Below are 18,895 nucleotides of genomic sequence, written 5' to 3' on the forward strand. Positions count from 1 at the left end.
CGGGTAGCGTGCAACGTTGATACGCCAGTTGTCGGCGGCATTCAAGAGCACAGGTCGCTACAGTGCAAGAGCCAGTCGCCGCAGTGCGTTTTCACAGGGGCATTGCTGCGTAACTTGGCATCACCGGCGCGACAGACGCCGGGATCCACAATAACGACCTGCCGAGGAACCCGACATGAAACGACTGATCAGCAGCTGTGTTCTCGCACTCAGCGGTACCGCGTTTTTAAGCGCCAGTGTCATGGCGGCCGATTCCGCATCGTGTCAGAACGTGCGCATGGGCGTGGTGAACTGGACCGACGTGATCGCCACCAGCGCCATGGCCCAGGTTCTGCTCGACGGACTCGGCTACAGCACCAAACAGACCAGCGCCTCTCAGCAAATCGTTTTCGCCGGCATCCGCGACCAGCGTCTGGATCTGTTCCTCGGCTACTGGAACCCGCTGATGACCCAGACCATCACCCCGTTCGTCGACGCCAACCAGGTCAAGGTGCTTGAAGCACCGAGCCTCAAGGACGCCCGCGCCACCCTCGCCGTGCCGACTTATCTGGCGGACAAGGGCCTGAAAACCTTCGCCGACATCGCCAGGTTTGAAAAGGAACTGGGCGGCAAGATCTACGGCATCGAGCCAGGCTCGGGCGCCAACACCCAGATCAAGGCGATGATTGCGAAGAACCAGTTCGGCCTCGGCAAGTTCCAGCTCGTGGAATCCAGCGAGGCCGGCATGCTCGCCGCCGTCGATCGCGCGGTGCGCCGCAAGGAAGCCGTGGTGTTCTTCGGCTGGGCGCCGCACCCGATGAACGTCAACGTGCAGATGACTTATCTGACCGGCAGCGAAGACGCCCTCGGCCCGAACGAAGGCATGGCCACCGTGTGGACCGTCACCGCGCCGAAATACGCCGAACAATGCCCGAACGTCAGTCGCCTGCTGAGCAACCTGACGTTCACCGCCGAAGACGAGAGCCGGATGATGCAGCCGCTGCTCGATCACAAGGACGCTTTCGAATCGGCCAGGCAATGGCTCAAGGATCACCCGCAGGACAAACAGCGCTGGCTCGAAGGCGTCACCACGTTCGATGGCAAACCGGCGGCTGAAAACCTCCAGCTCACCAGCAAATAAATCGCAACGAAAGAACCACTTCGCAGCCCGCCACGGGCTGCGAACAGACCCATCACGCCTGAAGGAAAACGCACCATGAACCACGACGTCATCATCACCTGCGCACTCACCGGTGCTGGCGACACGACCGCCAAAAGCCCTCACGTGCCGGTCACTCCAAAGCAAATCGCCGCCGCCGCAGTAGAAGCGGCCAAGGCCGGCGCCACCGTCGTGCACTGCCACGTCCGCGACCCGCAGACCGGCAAGTTCAGCCGTGACGTGGCGCTGTACCGCGAAGTCATGGAGCGCATCCGCGAAGCCGACGTCGACATCATCGTCAACCTCACCGCCGGCATGGGCGGCGACCTGGAAATCGGCCCGGGCGAGCGCCCGATGGAGTTCGGTCCGAACACCGATCTGGTCGGCCCGCTGACCCGCCTGGCCCACGTCGAAGAACTGCTGCCGGAAATCTGCACCCTGGATTGCGGCACCCTGAACTTCGGCGACGGCGACACCATTTACGTCTCCACCCCGGCCCAACTGCGCGCCGGTGCCAAACGCATCACCGAGCTGGGCGTGAAGGCCGAGCTTGAGATTTTCGACACCGGTCACCTGTGGTTCGCCAAACAGATGATCAAGGAAGGCCTGCTCGACAACCCGTTGTTCCAGCTGTGCCTGGGCATCCCGTGGGGCGCGCCGGCCGACACCACCACCATGAAAGCCATGGTCGACAACCTGCCCGCCGACGCTGTGTGGGCCGGGTTCGGCATCGGTCGGATGCAGATGCCGATGGCCGCGCAAGCGGTGCTGCTCGGCGGCAACGTGCGGGTCGGTCTGGAGGACAACCTGTGGCTGGACAAAGGCGTGCTGGCGACCAACGGCCAACTGGTCGAACGCGCCACCGAGATCCTCAGCCGCCTCGGCGCCCGGGTGCTGACCCCGGCAGAAGGTCGCAAGAAAATGGGCCTGACCCAGCGCGGCTGACGGCCACACATCAAACCCTGTGGGAGCGAGCCTGCGCGCGAAGAGGCCGGTACATCCGAAGCATCTTCATCAGCAGTGTCGCCGCATTCGCGAGCAAGCTCGCTCCCACAGGGAATCACCGATTTTTCCTAGGAAATCACCATGAGCTTTATTACCGAAATCAAAACCTTCGCAGCACTGGGCAGCGGCGTCATCGGCAGCGGCTGGGTCGCCCGCGCCCTCGCCCACGGCCTCGACGTGGTGGCCTGGGACCCGGCGCCGGGTGCCGAAGCGGCGCTGCGCAAACGCGTAGCCAACGCCTGGGGCGCGCTGGAGAAAAACGGCTTGGCGCCGGGCGCTTCGCAGGATCGCCTGCGCTTTGTGGCGACCATCGAAGAGTGCGTGCGCGATGCGGACTTCATCCAGGAAAGCGCCCCGGAACGCCTCGAACTGAAACTGGATTTGCACAGCAAAATCAGTGCGGCGGCCAAGCCGAACGCCCTGATCGGCTCCAGCACTTCGGGCCTGTTGCCGAGCGAGTTCTACGAGAGCTCGACCCACCCGGAACGCTGCGTGGTCGGTCACCCGTTCAACCCGGTTTACCTGCTGCCACTGGTGGAAGTGGTCGGCGGCAAGAACACTGCGCCGCAAGCCGTTCAAGCGGCGATGAAAGTCTACGAATCCCTCGGCATGCGCCCATTGCATGTGCGCAAGGAAGTGCCGGGCTTCATCGCCGACCGCCTGCTCGAAGCGCTGTGGCGCGAAGCACTGCATCTGGTCAACGACGGTGTGGCGACCACCGGTGAAATCGACGATGCGATCCGCTTTGGCGCCGGTCTGCGCTGGTCGTTCATGGGCACGTTCCTGACTTACACCCTGGCCGGTGGCGATGCCGGCATGCGCCATTTCATGTCGCAGTTCGGCCCGGCGTTGCAGCTGCCGTGGACGTACCTGCCGGCACCGGAATTGACCGACAAGTTGATCGACGATGTGGTGGATGGCACCAGCGATCAGCTGGGCCGGCACAGTATTTCGGCGCTGGAGCGCTATCGTGATGATTGCTTGCTGGCGGTGCTTGAGGCGGTGAAGACCACCAAAGAAAAGCACGGGATGAGTTTCAGCGAGTAATCCTTGCGCCAGCAATTCCGGCCTCTTCGCGAGCAAGCTCGCTCCCACAGGGGACTGCATTCAACTGTGGGAGCGAGCTTGCTCGCGAAGACGGCAACCCAGACAACATCAATGTCGGAACAGATGCCATGCCAACCCTCACCACCTACCAAACCAGAATCATCCCCGACTGGGTCGACTACAACGGCCATCTGCGCGACGCCTTCTATCTGCTGATCTTCAGCTACGCCACCGACGCCCTGATGGATCGCCTCGGCATGGATAGCAACAACCGTGAGGCCAGCGGTCATTCGCTGTTCACCCTCGAACTGCACCTCAACTATCTGCACGAAGTGAAGCTCGACGCCGAAGTCGAAGTGCGCACGCAGATCATCGGCCACGACCAGAAACGCCTGCACCTCTATCACAGCCTGCACCTGGCCGGCGGTGACCAGGAACTGGCCGGCAACGAACAGATGCTGCTGCACGTCGACCTCGCCGGCCCGCGTTCCGCACCGTTTACCCCGGACACCCTGGGCCGTCTGCAAGCCATCGTCGCCGAGCAGGCCGACCTGCCCGCCCCTGCTTACATCGGCCGGGTCATCGCCCTGCCCCCGGCCCGGTAAATCCATCCATCGCAAGGAGCCGCCATGCAAACCGCCGTCGCAGTTGCCGATTTCCGTACTTATCCGTTGATCAGCGCGCTGAACGGCGTGCAGACCCTGGCGGATCGCGTCCTGATTGAATGGGCCGACGGGCGTGTCAGCCCGTTCCACCACGTGTGGCTGCGGGACAACTGTCCGTGTCCGCACTGCGTCTACAGCGTCACCCGCGAGCAGGTGTTCGAGATTGTCGACGCAGCGCCGGATCTATCGCCCTCCGCTGCGCATATCGACACCGATGGCTGCCTGCGCATCGACTGGCAGGACGGCCACCTCAGCCGCTTCGATGCGGGTTGGCTGCGGGCCCACGCCTACGACGACGAATCCCGCTCCGAACGCCTCGCCGCCAAGCCGAAACCCTTCCTGTGGCGCAGCGATTTGCAGCTGCCGGTGTTCGACTATTCAGCCCTGATGCACGACAACGCCGCACTGCTGCAATGGTTGCTGGCGGTACGCGACATCGGTCTGACCCAGGTGCGCGGCGTACCCACCGAGCCCGGTTCGCTGAAGCTGATCGCCCAGCGCATTTCATTCATCCGCGAGAGCAACTTCGGCGTGCTGTTCAACGTTCAATCCAAGGCCGATGCCGACAGCAATGCCTACACCGCTTTCAACCTGCCATTGCACACGGATCTGCCGACTCGCGAGCTGCAACCGGGGCTGCAATTTCTGCATTGTCTGGTGAACGATGCCGAGGGTGGCGAGAGTATTTTTGTCGACGGTTTTGCGATTGCCGAAGCGCTGCGTCAGGAAGATCCCACGTCGTTTCAGGCGCTGTGCGAAATCCCGGTAGAGTTTCGCAACAAGGACCGCCACAGTGATTATCGCTGCCTCGCCCCGATCATCGCTCTGGATGCCTTGGGCCGGGTCGCAGAAATCCGCATGGCCAACTTTCTGCGCGGCGCGTTCGACACGTCCGTGGAACAGATGCCGCTGCTGTATCGCGCTTACCGACGCTTCATCGCCATGACCCGCGAGCCGCGCTTCCGGGTGATGCAGCGACTCAACCCGGGCGAGCTGTGGTGCTTCGACAACCGCCGCACCTTGCATGCACGCAATGCCTTCGACCCGTCCACCGGGGCCCGGCATTTTCAGGGCTGCTATATCGACCGGGACGAATTGCTGTCGCGGATTCTGGTGTTGCAGCGCTAGCCCGCGTCAGCCTTATTCGCAGACAAAAAAAGCCCCGATGCAAGCCGTGACAGGATCGGGGCGAGGGTACTGTTGAGGAGCTGCCATACCGAGGGTGACCAAACCTTCGTGAAGCGAGCTGAGGCCAGTGTGCCCACTCCCCTGGCCGGCAAGTTAGCCGAAAACGACCTGTTCATAGCCGTCGCGGCCACTGCGACAAATCGCCCTTGCCGTGCCTGGGCATGCCTACCAGAATCGAGCCACGACCTCCGTTGCCAAAGAAGGATTCGCGTCATGATGTATGCCGATTTGATCGATCAGGAAGACCTGTTGGGCCAGCTCAAGTCGTTGGGATTCGAAGTACCGTCGGGCTCCACTGCCCAGCAGGCCTGTGAATGCGCGGTGCGGGGGCTGGACGATGTGCGGGCCAACACGCTGCGCACCATGGTCAAGCAGATGTACACCAGCAGCGCGAGCATTCAGCCGATCGTGCGCGAAGCCATCGACAAGCAGTTGCTGCCGGCACTGGCGCAGTACCAGCAAACCCGCGCCTGACAACCCCTCATCGCTGGCAAGCCAGCTACCACAGGATTTGTGCCGGACACAGTTAAAGTGTTCAGCACAAATCAGTGTGGGAGCTGGCTTGCCAGCGATTGAACGATGACTCGATTCAGAGCCTTACGCTGGCGAAAGTGGACTCGTTGCGTGCCTGACTGAGCGCCGACATCGGCCCGGACAGCGGCGACATCACGATGGCCTGCGGCAGCGGCATCATCGCCACCTGCTGGGTGGTGTTGGAGCCGACGCGCTCGTCGCGCGGCGGAATGCCGAAGTACTCGCGGTAGCACTTGGAAAAGTGCGGCGTCGACACAAAGCCGCAGACCGACGCCACTTCGATGATCGACATCGGCGTCTGCTTGAGCAGTTGCCGCGCGCGGATCAGCCGCAGCTTGAGGTAGTAGCGCGACGGCGAGCAGTGCAGGTATTTCTGGAACAGGCGCTCAAGCTGACGACGGGACACGGCGACGTACACCGCCAGTTCGTCGAGGTCGATCGGCTCTTCCAGGTTGGCTTCCATCAGCGCAACGATTTCCTGCAGTTTCGGCTGGTTGGTGCCGAGCATGTGCTTGAGCGGCACGCGCTGGTGATCCTGCTCGTTGCGGATGCGTTCGTAGACGAACATCTCGGAGATCGCGGCTGACAGCTCACGACCGTGATCGCGGCTGATCAGGTGCAGCATCATGTCCAGCGGCGCGGTGCCGCCGGAGCTGGTGAAACGGTTGCGGTCGAGGGTGAACAGGCGGGTGCTCATCGCAACGCGCGGGAAAGCTTCCTGCATCGCCGCCAGACATTCCCAGTGCACGCTGCAATCGAAACCGTCGAGCAGACCGGCGCAGGCCAGGGCCCAGCTGCCGGTGCACACGGCGCCGAGGCGGCGCGACTGACGCGCCTGGCTTTGCAGCCACGACACGTGTTCGCGGGTAACGGTGCGCTGAATGCCGATCCCGCCGCACACGATGATGGTGTCGAGGGCCGGAGCTTTGTGCATGGAGGCGTCGGGGGTGATCTGCAGACCGTCACTGGCCCAGACCTGGCCACCGTCGACGGTGAGGGTGGTCCAGCGATACAGCTCCCGACCGGACAACTGGTTGGCCATGCGCAGTGGTTCGACTGCGGAAGCCAGGGAAATCAGCGTGAAATTGTCCAGCAGCAGAAAGCCGATGGATTGAGGCGCACGGTTCTGGGGTTGAGCCCCGGAGTTGAACGACGTCATCGCGGTATCTCCTCACACAAAGCGGGTGATGGCCTCAGGCGGAGGCTCTTGTTATTGCCATCGTTCTCTTGCGTGAGACGGGCTTTGTTATGACAGAGCAATTGCCATGCCTAAATTTGAATGGCTGTTCAATAACTCCTGAAAACGACGTCGCGACGCGTCTATACAAGCGCTCCAACGAAGGGTAATTCGAAGTGCCATCAGCGGCCGCGAATGCCCTGCTCCGAAGCGTGTGAGCAAATCGGTAGCACTTGTGGGAACTGGCCTGCGCACGATTGTCCTACAGTGTCACCGCAGGCACAGGTGACGGACGGTAGCGCCTTCGAATCAGGCGCTGGAGGTGGGAAAGACGCTTATCTGATAACGACGCGCCAAAAGGTGGCGCGTTTTGATTCCGGTGTGCACTTAACGCGCAGTTTTGACTGGTCCGGCCTCATCGCTGGCAAGCCAGCGATTGGGGCGACCAGGTATCAGCATTCCACCGCGCTGACCGCCAACCCGCCCCGCGAAGTCTCTTTATATTTGTCATGCATGTCGGCGCCGGTATCGCGCATGGTGCGGATCACCCGGTCCAGAGAAATGAAGTGCTGACCATCGCCACGCAAAGCCATCTGCGCCGCATTGATCGCCTTCACCGCCGCAATCGCATTGCGCTCGATGCACGGCACTTGCACCAGACCACCCACCGGATCGCAGGTCAGGCCGAGGTTATGTTCGAGGCCGATTTCCGCCGCGTTGCACAACTGCTCCGGCGAAGCACCGAGCACTTCGGCCAAACCGGCCGCCGCCATCGCACAGGCCGAACCGACCTCCCCCTGACAGCCGACTTCAGCGCCGGAGATCGAAGCATTCTTCTTGCACAGAATCCCCACCGCCGCCGCCCCGAGGAAGTAATCGACCACGTTGGCGTCGGTCACCGCCTCGCTGAATTTCATGAAGTAGTGCAACACCGCCGGAATGATCCCCGCCGCGCCGTTGGTGGGCGCCGTGACCATGCGGCCGCCGGCGGCGTTTTCCTCGTTCACCGCCAGGGCGAACAGGTTGACCCACTCCATCGCGCTGAGGGTCGAGCCGATCACGTTGGGCTTGTTCAATTCCTGAAGACTGCGGTGCAACTTCGCCGCACGGCGGCGCACGTTGAGGCCGCCGGGCAGGATGCCTTCGTGCTTGAGGCCCTGCTCGACGCAATCCTGCATCGCCCGCCAGAGTTTCATCAGGCCGGCGCGGATTTCCTCTTCGCTGCGCCAGACCTTCTCGTTGGCCATCATCAATTCGGCCACGCGCAGGTTGTGGGTCTTGCACAGTTCCAGCAGCTCCACCGCGCTGGAGAAGTCGTAGGGCAATTCAGTGCGATCCAGATCCACCACGCCGCTGGAGGCCTGCGCCTCATCCACCACAAAACCGCCGCCGACCGAATAGTAGGTGTCGCGATGCAGCTCGCCGTGATCGCCTTCGGCAACCAGGGTCATGGCGTTGGGGTGGAACGGCAGGTTCTCGTCGATCAGGCGCATGTCGCGGCCCCATATAAAGGGCACCGACAAACGACCGTCGAGCAACAGCGTGTGGGTTTCGCGCAGGACCTGGATGCGCGGGCCGATCTGCGACGGGTCGATCGCGTCCGGCCACTCGCCCATCAGGCCCATGATCACCGCGTTGTCGCTGCCATGACCGACACCGGTGGCCGACAACGAACCGAACAGCTGCACCTCGATGCGGCGCACCTGCTCCAGCAGGTGTTTGTCGCGCAATGACTCGACAAACAGGGCGGCGGCGCGCATGGGCCCGACGGTGTGGGAACTGGAAGGGCCGATGCCGATTTTGAACAGGTCGAAAACGCTGATAGCCATTGCTGCAGAGCTCCTGAGAGTGCCGGTCCGGGGCATGAAACGCCCGCTGGCGGAGCTGCTACGCTCAAGCTGCGATCCGCCGGAATGCCCGCATCATCGGGCTTTTCCCGGGTCGCTCGGCGTCTGACACCGACGTACTCATGCCCACTAACGCCGTGCCGGTTTCAGCCCGTGTTTTCGCCGTTTTTATGCGGTTCAGATGGCCAGACAGGGCAGAAAAAAGCTGTAAACGACGTCACTGACACTGGATGCGACCATCCCTGTACTGGATACGACGCACCCTGTAGGCGTCAGATTTTCACTGGTACATGATCGTATCGACTCGATTGCAAGGCGCTGCGGTAGAGCTGTCTCCAGAACGCCATCCAACCGCAACCCATAAGTGCGGTGGTCCAATCGGAACACTGCCAAAAAAACACCAAGGAGTCCCCATTCATGAAAGGTTCCCCGTCGTTGTTGTTGGCCGCCATGCTGAGTCTGCCATTGCTGGCTCAAGCCGCAGAACCGGCGCAGTGCAGTACCGTGAACTTCTCCGATGTCGGCTGGACCGACATCACCGCAACCACCGCCACCACCTCCGTCGTGCTCAACGCCCTCGGCTACAAGACCAAGACCACCATGATTTCCGTACCCGTGACCTACAAGTCTCTGGCCGACGGCAAGAACATGGATGTGTTCCTCGGCAACTGGATGCCGACCATGGAAAACGACATCAAGGCCTACCGCGACGCCGGCACCGTGGAAACCGTGCGCACCAACCTCAAGGGCGCCAAATACACCCTCGCCGTTCCGCAAGCCTTGTATGACAAGGGTCTGCACGACTTCGCCGACATCGCCAAATTCAAGAAAGAACTCGACGGCAAGATCTACGGGATCGAGCCGGGCAACGACGGCAACCGCCTGATCCAGAGCATGATCGACAAGGACGCCTTCGGCCTGAAGACCGCCGGTTTCAAGGTCGTCGAATCCAGCGAAGCGGGCATGCTGTCGCAGGTCGACCGTGCGCAGAAACGCGACACTGCCGTGGTGTTCCTCGGCTGGGCACCGCACCCGATGAACAAGCGCTTCAAGATTCAATACCTGACTGGCGGCGATGATTTCTTCGGCCCGGACTTCGGCGCGGCGACCGTCGCGACCAACACCCGCAAGGGCTACGTCGAGGAATGCAGCAACGTTGGCCAACTGCTGAAAAACCTGGAGTTCACCGTCGACATGGAAAGCGAACTGATGGGCAACATCCTGGACGACAAGATGAAGCCTGACGCGGCCGCCAAGGCCTGGCTGAAAAAGAATCCACAGGTGCTCGATACCTGGCTCGCTGGCGTGACCACCATTGACGGCAAACCAGGCCTGGAGGCCGTGAAAGCCAAGATTGCCCAGCCTTGAATTAAGGAGCATCGCTTATGCCGGGCGGCGTACGCCGTCCGGGCTGTTTATTTCCTTGCATGCGGACGTTCACTACCATGCTGATTGATCAGAAAATCCCTTTAGGCCAGTACATCGCGGGCTTCGTTGAATGGTTGACGCAACACGGCGCCAACACCTTCGACGCAATCGCCGTGACCCTGGAAACGATGATCCACGGCGTGACGTTTGCGCTGACCTGGTTCAACCCGCTGGTGCTGATTGGCCTCATCGCCCTGCTGGCCCACTTCATTCAACGCAAATGGGGCCTGACCGCGTTCGTGGTCGCCTCCTTCCTGCTGATCCTCAACCTGGGGTACTGGCAGGAAACCATGGAAACCCTCGCCCAGGTCATGTTCGCGACCCTGGTCTGCGTGGTCATCGGCGTGCCGCTGGGCATCGTCGCCGCGCACAAACCGATGTTCTACACTTTGATGAGGCCGGTACTCGATCTGATGCAGACCGTACCGACCTTCGTTTACCTCATTCCTACCCTGACCCTGTTCGGGCTGGGTGTGGTGCCAGGCCTGATCTCGACGGTGGTGTTCGCCATCGCCGCGCCGATCCGCCTGACCTATCTGGGCATCCGCGATGTCCCGCAAGAACTGATGGACGCCGGCAAGGCCTTCGGCTGCTCGCGTCGCCAACTGCTTTCACGGATCGAACTGCCTCACGCCATGCCGAGCATCGCGGCCGGCATCACCCAGTGCATCATGCTGTCGCTGTCGATGGTGGTGATCGCGGCACTGGTGGGCGCCGACGGACTCGGCAAACCGGTGGTCAACGCACTGAACACTGCTGATATCGCCCTGGGCTTCGAAGCGGGCCTGGCGATCGTACTGCTGGCGATCATGCTCGACCGTATCTGCAAACAACCCGACGCCAAAGTAGGGGGTGACGCATGAGCATAATTCGCTTCGATAACGTTGACGTGATCTTCACCAGAGATCCGCGCGAAGCACTGAAACTTCTCGATCAAGGCTTGACCCGTAGCGAAATCCTTAAAAAGACCGGGCAGATCGTCGGTGTCGAAAAGGCCAGCCTGGACATCAACAAAGGCGAGATCTGCGTACTGATGGGCCTGTCCGGCTCCGGCAAGTCGAGCCTGCTGCGCTGCATCAACGGCCTCAACACCGTGAGCCGCGGCAAGCTGTTCGTCGAACACGAAGGCAAGCAGATCGATATCGCCTCCTGCTCTGCGGCCGAGCTGAAAATGATGCGCACCAAACGCATCGCGATGGTGTTCCAGAAGTTCGCCCTGATGCCCTGGCTGACGGTGCGCGAGAACATCAGTTTCGGTCTGGAAATGCAGGGCCGTCCGGAGAAGGAACGACGCAAACTGGTCGATGAAAAACTCGAACTGGTGGGCCTGACCCAATGGCGCAACAAGAAACCCGACGAGCTGTCCGGCGGCATGCAGCAGCGTGTCGGCCTGGCCCGTGCGCTGGCGATGGACGCCGACATTCTGCTGATGGACGAACCGTTCTCCGCCCTCGACCCGCTGATCCGTCAGGGTTTGCAGGATGAGCTGCTGGAGCTGCAACGCAAGCTGAGCAAGACCATCGTATTCGTGAGCCACGACCTCGACGAGGCGCTGAAACTCGGCAGCCGAATCGCGATCATGAAAGACGGCCGGATCATCCAGTACAGCGTGCCGGAAGAGATCGTGCTCAATCCTGCGGACGATTACGTGCGGACCTTCGTCGCCCACACCAACCCGCTGAACGTGCTGTGTGGTCGCAGCCTGATGCGCACCCTGGACAACTGCAAACGCATCAACGGTTCGGTGTGTCTGGATCCGGGTGGCGACTCGTGGCTGGACCTGGCCGAAGGCAACACCATCAAGGGTGCGCGGCAGAACGGTTCAGTGCTGAACCTGCAGAACTGGGCACCGGGGCAAGCCGTGGAAGGACTGGAACGCAAACCGACACTGGTGGACTCGAACATCGGCATGCGCGACGCGTTGCAGATCCGTTACCAGACCGGCAACAAACTGGTGCTGCACGATAACAATCATGTGGTGGGGATTCTGGGCGACAGCGAGCTGTATCACGCGCTGCTCGGCAAGAACCTGGGGTAAAGAGAACAGACACAAAAACGCCGCGAGAGGATCGCGGCGTTTTTGTTTATCAGGACATGATGATCGTTCCCACGCTCCGCGTGGGAATGCCTCAAGGGACGCTCCGCGTTCCAGCCGCGCTGCCGATTTCAAGCTTGGCATCGATAGGACGCAAAGCGTCCTGGGCTGCATTCCCACGCGGAGCGTGGGAACGATCCTGGATCACAACTCAGCTATAGACCCGGCCAAGGAGTTGCCGATGGCTTTCAAACTGATCGAGCACATCGCGCGTGATCTGATCCTGTGTGAAGCCCATCAGGTCGTAGTCCTGGCTGCCGTTGTGCAGGTACACCTCGGCGCGGTAGAAACGCTGGCGCGCTTCATCGGACTGAGCCGACTCGCTCGGGGTGGCCAGATAGCCGTCCAGGCTCACTTCGTAGACAAAAGGGTTGCCCTCTTCCATCTCGACCCGTACGCCCATGCAACGCTTGGACTTGCCCAGCAGCGTCTGCACTTCCAGGCCCTGGGCACGCATTTGCGCAGCGGCATCTTCCAGCGCCGGGCTGACGTGTTTGTCCATGAAGCGCTGCACCACCGACTGACTCGGTTGCAGATCCAGCTGGGTCAGACGCTCGCTGAAACCACGACGACCGCGTTCAGCCAGTTGCGCCTGCTCCTGTTCGATCTGCATGTCCTGACGCATCGCCTTGTGCAGGCCGAACATGAAGCACACCAGCACCACCGAGAACGGCAGACCGGCCAGCACCACCATGGTCTGCATGGCTTCGAAGTTACCGGCGAACAGCAGGCCGATGGTCACCAGGGTGATCACGACCGACCAGAAGATCCGCAGCCAGTGCGGGGCGTCTTCGTCGACGTTGCCGCCCTTGCAGGACAGGTTCGCCATCATCACCGCGCCGGAGTCGGCCGGAGTCAGGAACAGCACGAAACCAACGAAAATCGACACACCGATGACGACTTTCGACGCCGGGTAGTGTTCAAGCAGTTGATAGATCGCCATCGACGGCTGTTCCAGCGCCGTCTTGCCAAGTTCCACCGCGCCCTGGTTCATCACCAGATCCAGCGCCGAGTTACCGAAGATCGACAGCCACGCCAGGGTGAAACCCAGCGGAATCAACAACACGCCGGCCACCAGTTCACGCACGGTGCGACCACGGGAAATACGCGCGATGAACATGCCGACGAATGGGGCCCAGGAAATCCACCAGGCCCAGTAGAACAGAGTCCACAGGCCCAGCCAGCGGTCGGACTTCTCGCTGTCGCCTTCATAGACGTACAGGTCGAACGTCTTCATGACTACGCCATTGAGGTAGTCGCCGATGTTCTGCACGAAGCCGTTGAGCAGGTGCAGGGTCGGGCCGAACAGCAGGACGAAAATCAGCAGGCCGCTGAACAGGATGATGTTGAGGTTGGACAGACGACGGATGCCGTTTTCCACACCGGACACGGCAGCGATGGTCGCCACGGTGCTCATCACGATGATCACGATCAGCAGGTTGGTGTTGCTGTGTTCCATGCCGAACAGGTTTTCCAGACCCGAAGACACTTGCAGCGAGCCGATCCCCAGGTTGGTCACCAGACCCAGCAGGGTCACGAACATGCCGAAGCCGTCTACCGCATGACCGGCAGCGCCCTTGACCCAACGCTCGCCCACCAGCGGGTACAGTGCCGAACGCAGGGCCAGCGGCTGGTTATGACGGTAAGCGAAATAAGCCACGGCCAGACCGACCAGCGCGTAGATCGCCCAGCCGTGCAGGCCCCAGTGCAGGAAAGTCAGCTGAACAGCCTGACGCGCCGCCAGGTTGGTGGCCGATGCCCCTTCCGGCGGGTTGAAGTAGTGATCCAGCGGCTCGGAAGCGCCGAAGTACAACAGCGAAATACCGATACCCGACGAGAACAGCATCCCCGCCCAGGCGCCGTAGCTGAAGTCAGGGGTATCGTCCTTGCCACCCAGTTTGAGTTTGCCGTAGGAGGAAAACGCCAGGCCGACCACGAAAACGAGATAAGCGGCGATCACCACCATGTAGTACCAGCCGAAGCTGCGGGACAACCAGGCCTGAGCCACTCCCAGCATTCTGCCGGCCTCTTGCGGGGCGATGATCAGAATGGCGGTCAACAACAGAATCAGCGCGGTAGAGGTGTAGAACACCCAACCGTTGACCGTCACCTTCTCGGGCGGGGTCTTTATAAGCGAGGCAGAACTCATGGCACAAATGCTCCAGGCAGTGCGAGAGAAGAACACAAGGCAACACGGAACCCGACCAATCGGTTAGTTGGCAGCCGACCGGCGGGTGATATAAAGACACCCCGAAAAAAGCCCGAACCTGCAGAGATGGCACCGCGAATCGCCGTCGTGGCCGAGGCATGGACGTTCATCCGAAACCTGGCCTTGAGCGTCTTGCCCATTCAACACGTCCATCGAACGTCGAACCGCGCCTTGCCCCGCGCAGGTTTCGAGCATTTTCGGATGTCGGTTTATCGCCACTTACACGTAGGAAAAATCTGTAGGCAGCGACGATTTGTCGCAGATCTTATTCTTTGTTGATTGAACGTTCAATCAAAACAAAATAGACTGGCCCTCAATCCGCCAGGCGTTCATCGCCCGTCGGAAGGCCTAAGGAGATGTGCAAGATGCCCAAGGTCGGTATGCAACCCATCCGCCGCCAACAACTGATCGAAGCCACTTTGCAGGCGGTCGATCAGGTCGGAATGGGGGACGCCAGCATTGCGCTGATCGCCCGTTTGGCCGGTGTCTCGAATGGCATCATCAGTCACTACTTTCAGGACAAGAATGGCCTGATCGCCGCCACGATGCGGTATCTGATGAGCGTCCTCAGCGAGAACGTCACCGCGCGCCGTCAGGCGCTGGCAGACAGCAGCCCCCGGGCGCATCTGCAGGTGATCATCGAAGGCAACTTCGACGCCAGCCAGGTCAATGGCCCGGCAATGAAAACCTGGCTGGCCTTCTGGGCCACCAGCATGCACCAGCCGTCTTTGCACAGGTTGCAGCGGATCAACGATCACCGTCTGTATTCCAACCTGTGCTGCGAGTTCCGCCGTGTGTTGCCGCTCGAAGATGCGCGCACCGCCGCCCGTGGACTGGCAGCTCTGATCGACGGCTTGTGGTTGCGCGGCGCGCTGTCGGGAGACGCTTTCGACACTGCGCAGGCGCAACAGATCGCTTACGAATACATGGATTTCCAATTGGCCAAGCAGGTGAGCTAGAGCACAGAGAAAACGCTCGGCCCCCTGAACTGTCACCGACCAGCGATGCCACAGCTACATGGCTCACCCGGTGACCAACGCCAACCACTAATGCACTTGCGAGGACACTATGGCCCGTTTCGAACTGCAAAAACTCTACATCGATGGCGCGTACTCCGACGCCGGCAGCGATGCCACCTTCGAAGCCATCAACCCGGCTAACGGTGAAGTCCTCGCACACGTGCAACGTGCGACCAAGGAAGACGTCGAGCGTGCTGTGGTCAGCGCCGAAAAGGGCCAGAAAATCTGGGCCGCGATGACCGCCATGGAGCGTTCGCGCATCCTGCGTCGCGCCGTCGACATCCTGCGCGAGCGCAACGATGAACTGGCTGCCCTGGAAACCCTGGACACCGGTAAAGCCTTCTCCGAAACCAAGTACGTCGACATCGTCACCGGCGCCGACGTGCTGGAATACTACGCAGGCCTGGTGCCTGCCATCGAAGGCGAGCAGATCCCGCTGCGTGACACCTCGTTTGTCTACACCCGTCGCGAACCGCTGGGCGTTGTCGCCGGTATCGGCGCGTGGAACTACCCGATCCAGATCGCCCTGTGGAAATCCGCTCCAGCCCTGGCGGCCGGTAACGCGATGATCTTCAAGCCAAGCGAAGTCACCTCGCTGACCACCCTGAAACTGGCCGAGATCTACACCGAAGCCGGCGTTCCGAACGGCGTGTTCAACGTGCTGACCGGCAGCGGCCGTGAAGTCGGCACCTGGCTGACCGAGCACCCGCGCATCGAGAAAGTCTCCTTCACCGGCGGCACCGACACCGGCAAAAAGGTCATGGCCAGCGCTTCGGCTTCGTCGCTCAAAGACGTGACCATGGAGCTGGGCGGCAAGTCCCCGCTGATCATCTGCGACGACGCCGACCTGGATCGCGCCGCCGACACCGCCATGATGGCCAACTTCTACAGCTCCGGTCAGGTCTGCACCAACGGCACTCGCGTGTTCGTGCCGAGCCACCTGAAAGCCGCTTTCGAAGCCAAGATCGTCGAGCGCGTCGCCCGCATCCGCGTTGGCAACCCGGAAGATGAAAACACCAACTTCGGCCCGCTGGTCAGCTTCGCGCACATGGAAAACGTGCTGGGCTACATCGCCAAGGGTAAAGAAGAAGGCGCCCGCGTTCTGTGCGGCGGCGAGCGCATGACCGACGGCGAATTCGCCAAGGGCGCGTTCGTGGCTCCGACCGTGTTCACCGACTGCACCGACGACATGACCATCGTCCGTGAGGAAATCTTCGGCCCGGTGATGTCGATCCTGACCTACGAAACCGAAGAAGAAGTGATCCGTCGCGCCAACGACACCGACTTCGGCCTGGCCGCCGGTATCGTCACCCGCGACCTGAACCGCGCCCACCGCGTGATTCATCAACTGGAAGCCGGTATCTGCTGGATCAACGCCTGGGGCGAGTCCGACGCAAAAATGCCGGTTGGCGGTTACAAGCAGTCGGGCGTCGGCCGTGAGAACGGCATCAGCTCGCTGAACAACTTCACTCGCATCAAATCGGTACAGGTCGAACTGGGCGATTACGTCTCGGTGTTCTAAGACCCGAGTTCTGTATTGCTCGCGAGGCCACCTTCGCTGGCAAGCCAGCTCCCACAGGTCGGGTGTCGCCCACCCAATCTGTGGCAGCCCCGATCCCTGTGGGAGCGGGCTTGCCCGCGAATCGAGTGCAAAGCACTCGCCAGGCCTGACCTGACCAACTTTCAAAGAGGGTGCATGCAATGTCCCAAGAATTCGATTACATCATCGTCGGTGCCGGCTCTGCCGGTAACACCCTGGCGACCCGCCTGACTGAAGACGAAGGCGTCACCGTCCTGCTGCTCGAAGCCGGCGGCCCGGACTACCGTCTCGACTTCCGCACGCAAATGCCGGCCGCTCTGGCCTTCCCGCTGCAAGGTCGTCGCTACAACTGGGCGTACGAAACCGATCCAGAGCCACACATGGACGGTCGCCGGATGGAATGCGGTCGCGGCAAGGGCCTCGGCGGTTCCTCGCTGATCAACGGCATGTGCTACATCCGCGGCAACGCGATGGACTACGACGGCTGGGCGAAACTGCCAGGCCTGGAAGACTGGACCTACCTCGATTGCCTGCCGTACTTCCGTAAAGCGGAAACCCGCGACATCGGCCCGAACGACTACCACGGTGGCGACGGTCCGGTCAGCGTGACCACGCCGAAGGCAGGCAACAACCCGCTGTTCCACGCGATGGTTGAAGCTGGCGTACAGGCCGGTTACCCGCGCACCGAAGACTTGAACGGCTACCAGCAGGAAGGTTTCGGCCCGATGGACCGCACCGTGACGCCGAACGGCCGTCGTGCTTCCACCGCCCGGGGTTACCTGGACGTGGCCAAAAAGCGTTCGACCCTGACCATCGTCACTCACGCCCTGACTGACAAGGTTCTGTTCGAAGGCAAACGTGCCGTTGGCGTGCGTTACCTGGTCGGCGCTGCCGAAGAGCGCGTTGAAGCCCGTGCCCGCAAGGAAGTCATCGTCTGCTCCGGCGCGATCGCTTCGCCGCAACTGCTGCAACGCTCCGGTGTCGGCCCGGCGAAACTGCTGGAAAGCCTCGACATCCCGGTCGTTCACGATCTGCCGGGCGTCGGCGAAAACCTGCAGGATCACCTCGAGCTGTACCTGCAATACGCCTGCACCCAACCGGTTTCGCTGTACCCGTCGCTGCTCTGGTACAACCAGCCGGCCATCGGTGCCGAGTGGCTGTTCAACGGCACCGGCATCGGCGCCAGCAACCAGTTCGAAGCCGGCGGTTTCATCCGCACCCGTCCGGAATTCGAATGGCCGAATATCCAGTACCACTTCCTGCCGGTGGCGATTAACTACAACGGCAGCAACGGTGTGAAAGAGCACGGTTTCCAGGCGCACATGGGTTCCATGCGTTCGCCGAGCCGCGGTCGCGTCCAGGTCAAATCCAAGGATCCGCGCCAGCACCCGAGCATCCTGTTCAACTACATGGCCACCGAGCAGGACTGGCAGGAATTCCGTGACGGCATCCGCCTGACCCGTGAAATCATGCAACAGCCTGCACTGGACGCCTTCCGTGGCCGCGAAATCAGCCCGGGCATCGAAGTGCAAACCGATGAGCAGCTGGACAAGTTCATCCGCGAGCACGCCGAAACCGCGTTCCACCCATCCTGCTCGTGCAAGATGGGCACCGACGAGATGGCCGTAGTGGACGGCCAGGGCCGCGTGCATGGCATGCAGGGTCTGCGTGTGGTCGATGCTTCGATCATGCCGATCATCACCACCGGCAACCTGAATGCGCCGACGATCATGATGGCCGAGAAAATCGCCGACAAGATCCGTGGTCGTCAGCCACTGCCGCGCAGCAAGGCGCCGTACTACGTCGCTGGCGATGCGCCGGTGAAAGGCAAGCCGATGCGTGAAGTGAGCACTGTTGCTCAGTAAGCCGTAACACTCCCCCTTGATCGCTTCCACGTTTTGCGTGGGAGCGATCAGCTGTTTCCTACACCCCCTCTTCACTTGATCCTACCCCCTCGCAGGCCTACTCTAGTCCTCGCCCAATCGTTTCACCCCCCTCCCCGC

The 18,895-nt window shown here is 61.4% G+C and carries 15 protein-coding genes; 12 read left to right on the forward strand and 3 right to left on the reverse strand.

Features of this window, described 5'->3' with window-relative positions; all coding sequences use genetic code 11:
* The first annotated feature begins 175 nt into the window (after positions 1 to 175).
* The 6 genes from choX (at position 176) to I5961_RS26175 (ending at position 5,517) form a co-directional block, all read left to right on the forward strand.
* Complete coding sequence (choX, locus tag I5961_RS26150) at positions 176 to 1,120, forward strand: choline ABC transporter substrate-binding protein (protein WP_227233737.1); 945 nt, start codon at positions 176 to 178, stop codon at positions 1,118 to 1,120.
* Positions 1,121 to 1,195: 75 nt separating this feature from the next.
* Positions 1,196 to 2,083 (forward strand): 3-keto-5-aminohexanoate cleavage protein, encoded by an 888-nt coding sequence (locus I5961_RS26155; RefSeq protein WP_085697783.1) that lies wholly within the window; start codon positions 1,196 to 1,198, stop codon positions 2,081 to 2,083.
* 141 nt (positions 2,084 to 2,224) lie between these two features.
* On the forward strand, positions 2,225 to 3,190 hold the full coding sequence (locus I5961_RS26160; RefSeq protein ID WP_085697784.1) for an L-carnitine dehydrogenase: 966 nt from the start codon (positions 2,225 to 2,227) through the stop codon (positions 3,188 to 3,190).
* 128 nt (positions 3,191 to 3,318) lie between these two features.
* Positions 3,319 to 3,795, forward strand: a complete 477-nt coding sequence (locus I5961_RS26165; protein ID WP_085697785.1) for a thioesterase family protein — start codon at positions 3,319 to 3,321, stop codon at positions 3,793 to 3,795.
* A 24-nt stretch (positions 3,796 to 3,819) separates the two neighbouring features.
* The gene (locus I5961_RS26170) at positions 3,820 to 4,983 is read left to right on the forward strand and encodes a gamma-butyrobetaine dioxygenase (RefSeq protein WP_085697786.1); all 1,164 of its coding nucleotides are present in this window, start codon (positions 3,820 to 3,822) and stop codon (positions 4,981 to 4,983) included.
* 273 nt (positions 4,984 to 5,256) lie between these two features.
* Positions 5,257 to 5,517: a hypothetical protein gene (locus I5961_RS26175; protein ID WP_085688602.1), complete on the forward strand. Its 261-nt coding sequence runs from the start codon at positions 5,257 to 5,259 to the stop codon at positions 5,515 to 5,517.
* 115 nt (positions 5,518 to 5,632) lie between these two features.
* On the opposite strand, the gene I5961_RS26180 is transcribed toward I5961_RS26175, so the two are convergent.
* Positions 5,633 to 6,736, reverse strand: coding sequence for a GlxA family transcriptional regulator (locus I5961_RS26180; RefSeq protein ID WP_007959756.1), 1,104 nt, complete (start codon positions 6,734 to 6,736; stop codon positions 5,633 to 5,635).
* Between the two features lie 470 nt (positions 6,737 to 7,206).
* The gene (locus I5961_RS26185; RefSeq protein WP_227233739.1) at positions 7,207 to 8,583 is read right to left on the reverse strand and encodes an L-serine ammonia-lyase; all 1,377 of its coding nucleotides are present in this window, start codon (positions 8,581 to 8,583) and stop codon (positions 7,207 to 7,209) included.
* A gap of 435 nt (positions 8,584 to 9,018) precedes the next feature.
* Between I5961_RS26185 and I5961_RS26190 the strand changes: the two genes are divergently transcribed.
* The 3 genes from I5961_RS26190 to choV all read left to right on the forward strand — a co-directional run bounded on the left by I5961_RS26190 (position 9,019) and on the right by choV (position 12,067).
* Positions 9,019 to 9,969: a choline ABC transporter substrate-binding protein gene (locus I5961_RS26190; RefSeq protein WP_085697788.1), complete on the forward strand. Its 951-nt coding sequence runs from the start codon at positions 9,019 to 9,021 to the stop codon at positions 9,967 to 9,969.
* A 77-nt stretch (positions 9,970 to 10,046) separates the two neighbouring features.
* Positions 10,047 to 10,892, forward strand: a complete 846-nt coding sequence (gene choW / locus I5961_RS26195) for a choline ABC transporter permease subunit (RefSeq protein ID WP_007959749.1) — start codon at positions 10,047 to 10,049, stop codon at positions 10,890 to 10,892.
* Positions 10,889 to 12,067 carry a choline ABC transporter ATP-binding protein gene (gene choV, locus I5961_RS26200; protein WP_085697789.1) on the forward strand — a complete coding sequence of 393 codons (1,179 nt, stop codon included), beginning with the start codon at positions 10,889 to 10,891 and terminating at the stop codon, positions 12,065 to 12,067. The genes choW and choV overlap by 4 nt, the downstream gene beginning before the upstream one ends.
* 208 nt (positions 12,068 to 12,275) lie before the next feature.
* Here the strand turns inward: choV and I5961_RS26205 are convergent, their stop codons facing one another.
* A complete protein-coding gene (locus I5961_RS26205; RefSeq protein WP_227235638.1) occupies positions 12,276 to 14,216 on the reverse strand; it encodes a BCCT family transporter in 1,941 nt (646 codons plus the stop codon).
* 482 nt (positions 14,217 to 14,698) lie between these two features.
* Between I5961_RS26205 and betI the strand changes: the two genes are divergently transcribed.
* The 3 genes from betI (at position 14,699) to betA (ending at position 18,757) form a co-directional block, all read left to right on the forward strand.
* Entirely contained in the window at positions 14,699 to 15,292 is a 594-nt protein-coding gene (gene betI, locus I5961_RS26210) for a transcriptional regulator BetI (RefSeq protein WP_011336305.1), read from the forward strand.
* Between the two features lie 109 nt (positions 15,293 to 15,401).
* Complete coding sequence (gene betB / locus I5961_RS26215; protein ID WP_085697791.1) at positions 15,402 to 16,874, forward strand: betaine-aldehyde dehydrogenase; 1,473 nt, start codon at positions 15,402 to 15,404, stop codon at positions 16,872 to 16,874.
* 179 nt (positions 16,875 to 17,053) lie between these two features.
* Positions 17,054 to 18,757 carry a choline dehydrogenase gene (betA, locus tag I5961_RS26220; protein ID WP_227233740.1) on the forward strand — a complete coding sequence of 568 codons (1,704 nt, stop codon included), beginning with the start codon at positions 17,054 to 17,056 and terminating at the stop codon, positions 18,755 to 18,757.
* The last annotated feature ends 138 nt before the right edge of the window (positions 18,758 to 18,895 follow it).

This window comes from Pseudomonas sp. IAC-BECa141 (genome assembly GCF_020544405.1).
Taxonomy (GTDB): Bacteria; Pseudomonadota; Gammaproteobacteria; order Pseudomonadales; family Pseudomonadaceae; genus Aquipseudomonas.

Bases quoted from the DNA above. Each gene is read 5' to 3' on its own strand.
- choW (WP_007959749.1), top strand. From the start codon at position 10,047: ATGCTGATTGATCAGAAAATCCCTTTAGGCCAGTACATCGCGGGCTTC.
- I5961_RS26190 (WP_085697788.1), top strand. From the start codon at position 9,019: ATGAAAGGTTCCCCGTCGTTGTTGTTGGCCGCCATGCTGAGTCTGCCA.
- betA (WP_227233740.1), top strand. From the start codon at position 17,054: ATGTCCCAAGAATTCGATTACATCATCGTCGGTGCCGGCTCTGCCGGT.
- I5961_RS26180 (WP_007959756.1), bottom strand. From the start codon at position 6,736: ATGACGTCGTTCAACTCCGGGGCTCAACCCCAGAACCGTGCGCCTCAA.
- choV (WP_085697789.1), top strand. From the start codon at position 10,889: ATGAGCATAATTCGCTTCGATAACGTTGACGTGATCTTCACCAGAGAT.
- betB (WP_085697791.1), top strand. From the start codon at position 15,402: ATGGCCCGTTTCGAACTGCAAAAACTCTACATCGATGGCGCGTACTCC.
- betI (WP_011336305.1), top strand. From the start codon at position 14,699: ATGCCCAAGGTCGGTATGCAACCCATCCGCCGCCAACAACTGATCGAA.
- I5961_RS26170 (WP_085697786.1), top strand. From the start codon at position 3,820: ATGCAAACCGCCGTCGCAGTTGCCGATTTCCGTACTTATCCGTTGATC.
- I5961_RS26160 (WP_085697784.1), top strand. From the start codon at position 2,225: ATGAGCTTTATTACCGAAATCAAAACCTTCGCAGCACTGGGCAGCGGC.
- I5961_RS26165 (WP_085697785.1), top strand. From the start codon at position 3,319: ATGCCAACCCTCACCACCTACCAAACCAGAATCATCCCCGACTGGGTC.
- I5961_RS26175 (WP_085688602.1), top strand. From the start codon at position 5,257: ATGATGTATGCCGATTTGATCGATCAGGAAGACCTGTTGGGCCAGCTC.
- I5961_RS26185 (WP_227233739.1), bottom strand. From the start codon at position 8,583: ATGGCTATCAGCGTTTTCGACCTGTTCAAAATCGGCATCGGCCCTTCC.
- choX (WP_227233737.1), top strand. From the start codon at position 176: ATGAAACGACTGATCAGCAGCTGTGTTCTCGCACTCAGCGGTACCGCG.
- I5961_RS26155 (WP_085697783.1), top strand. From the start codon at position 1,196: ATGAACCACGACGTCATCATCACCTGCGCACTCACCGGTGCTGGCGAC.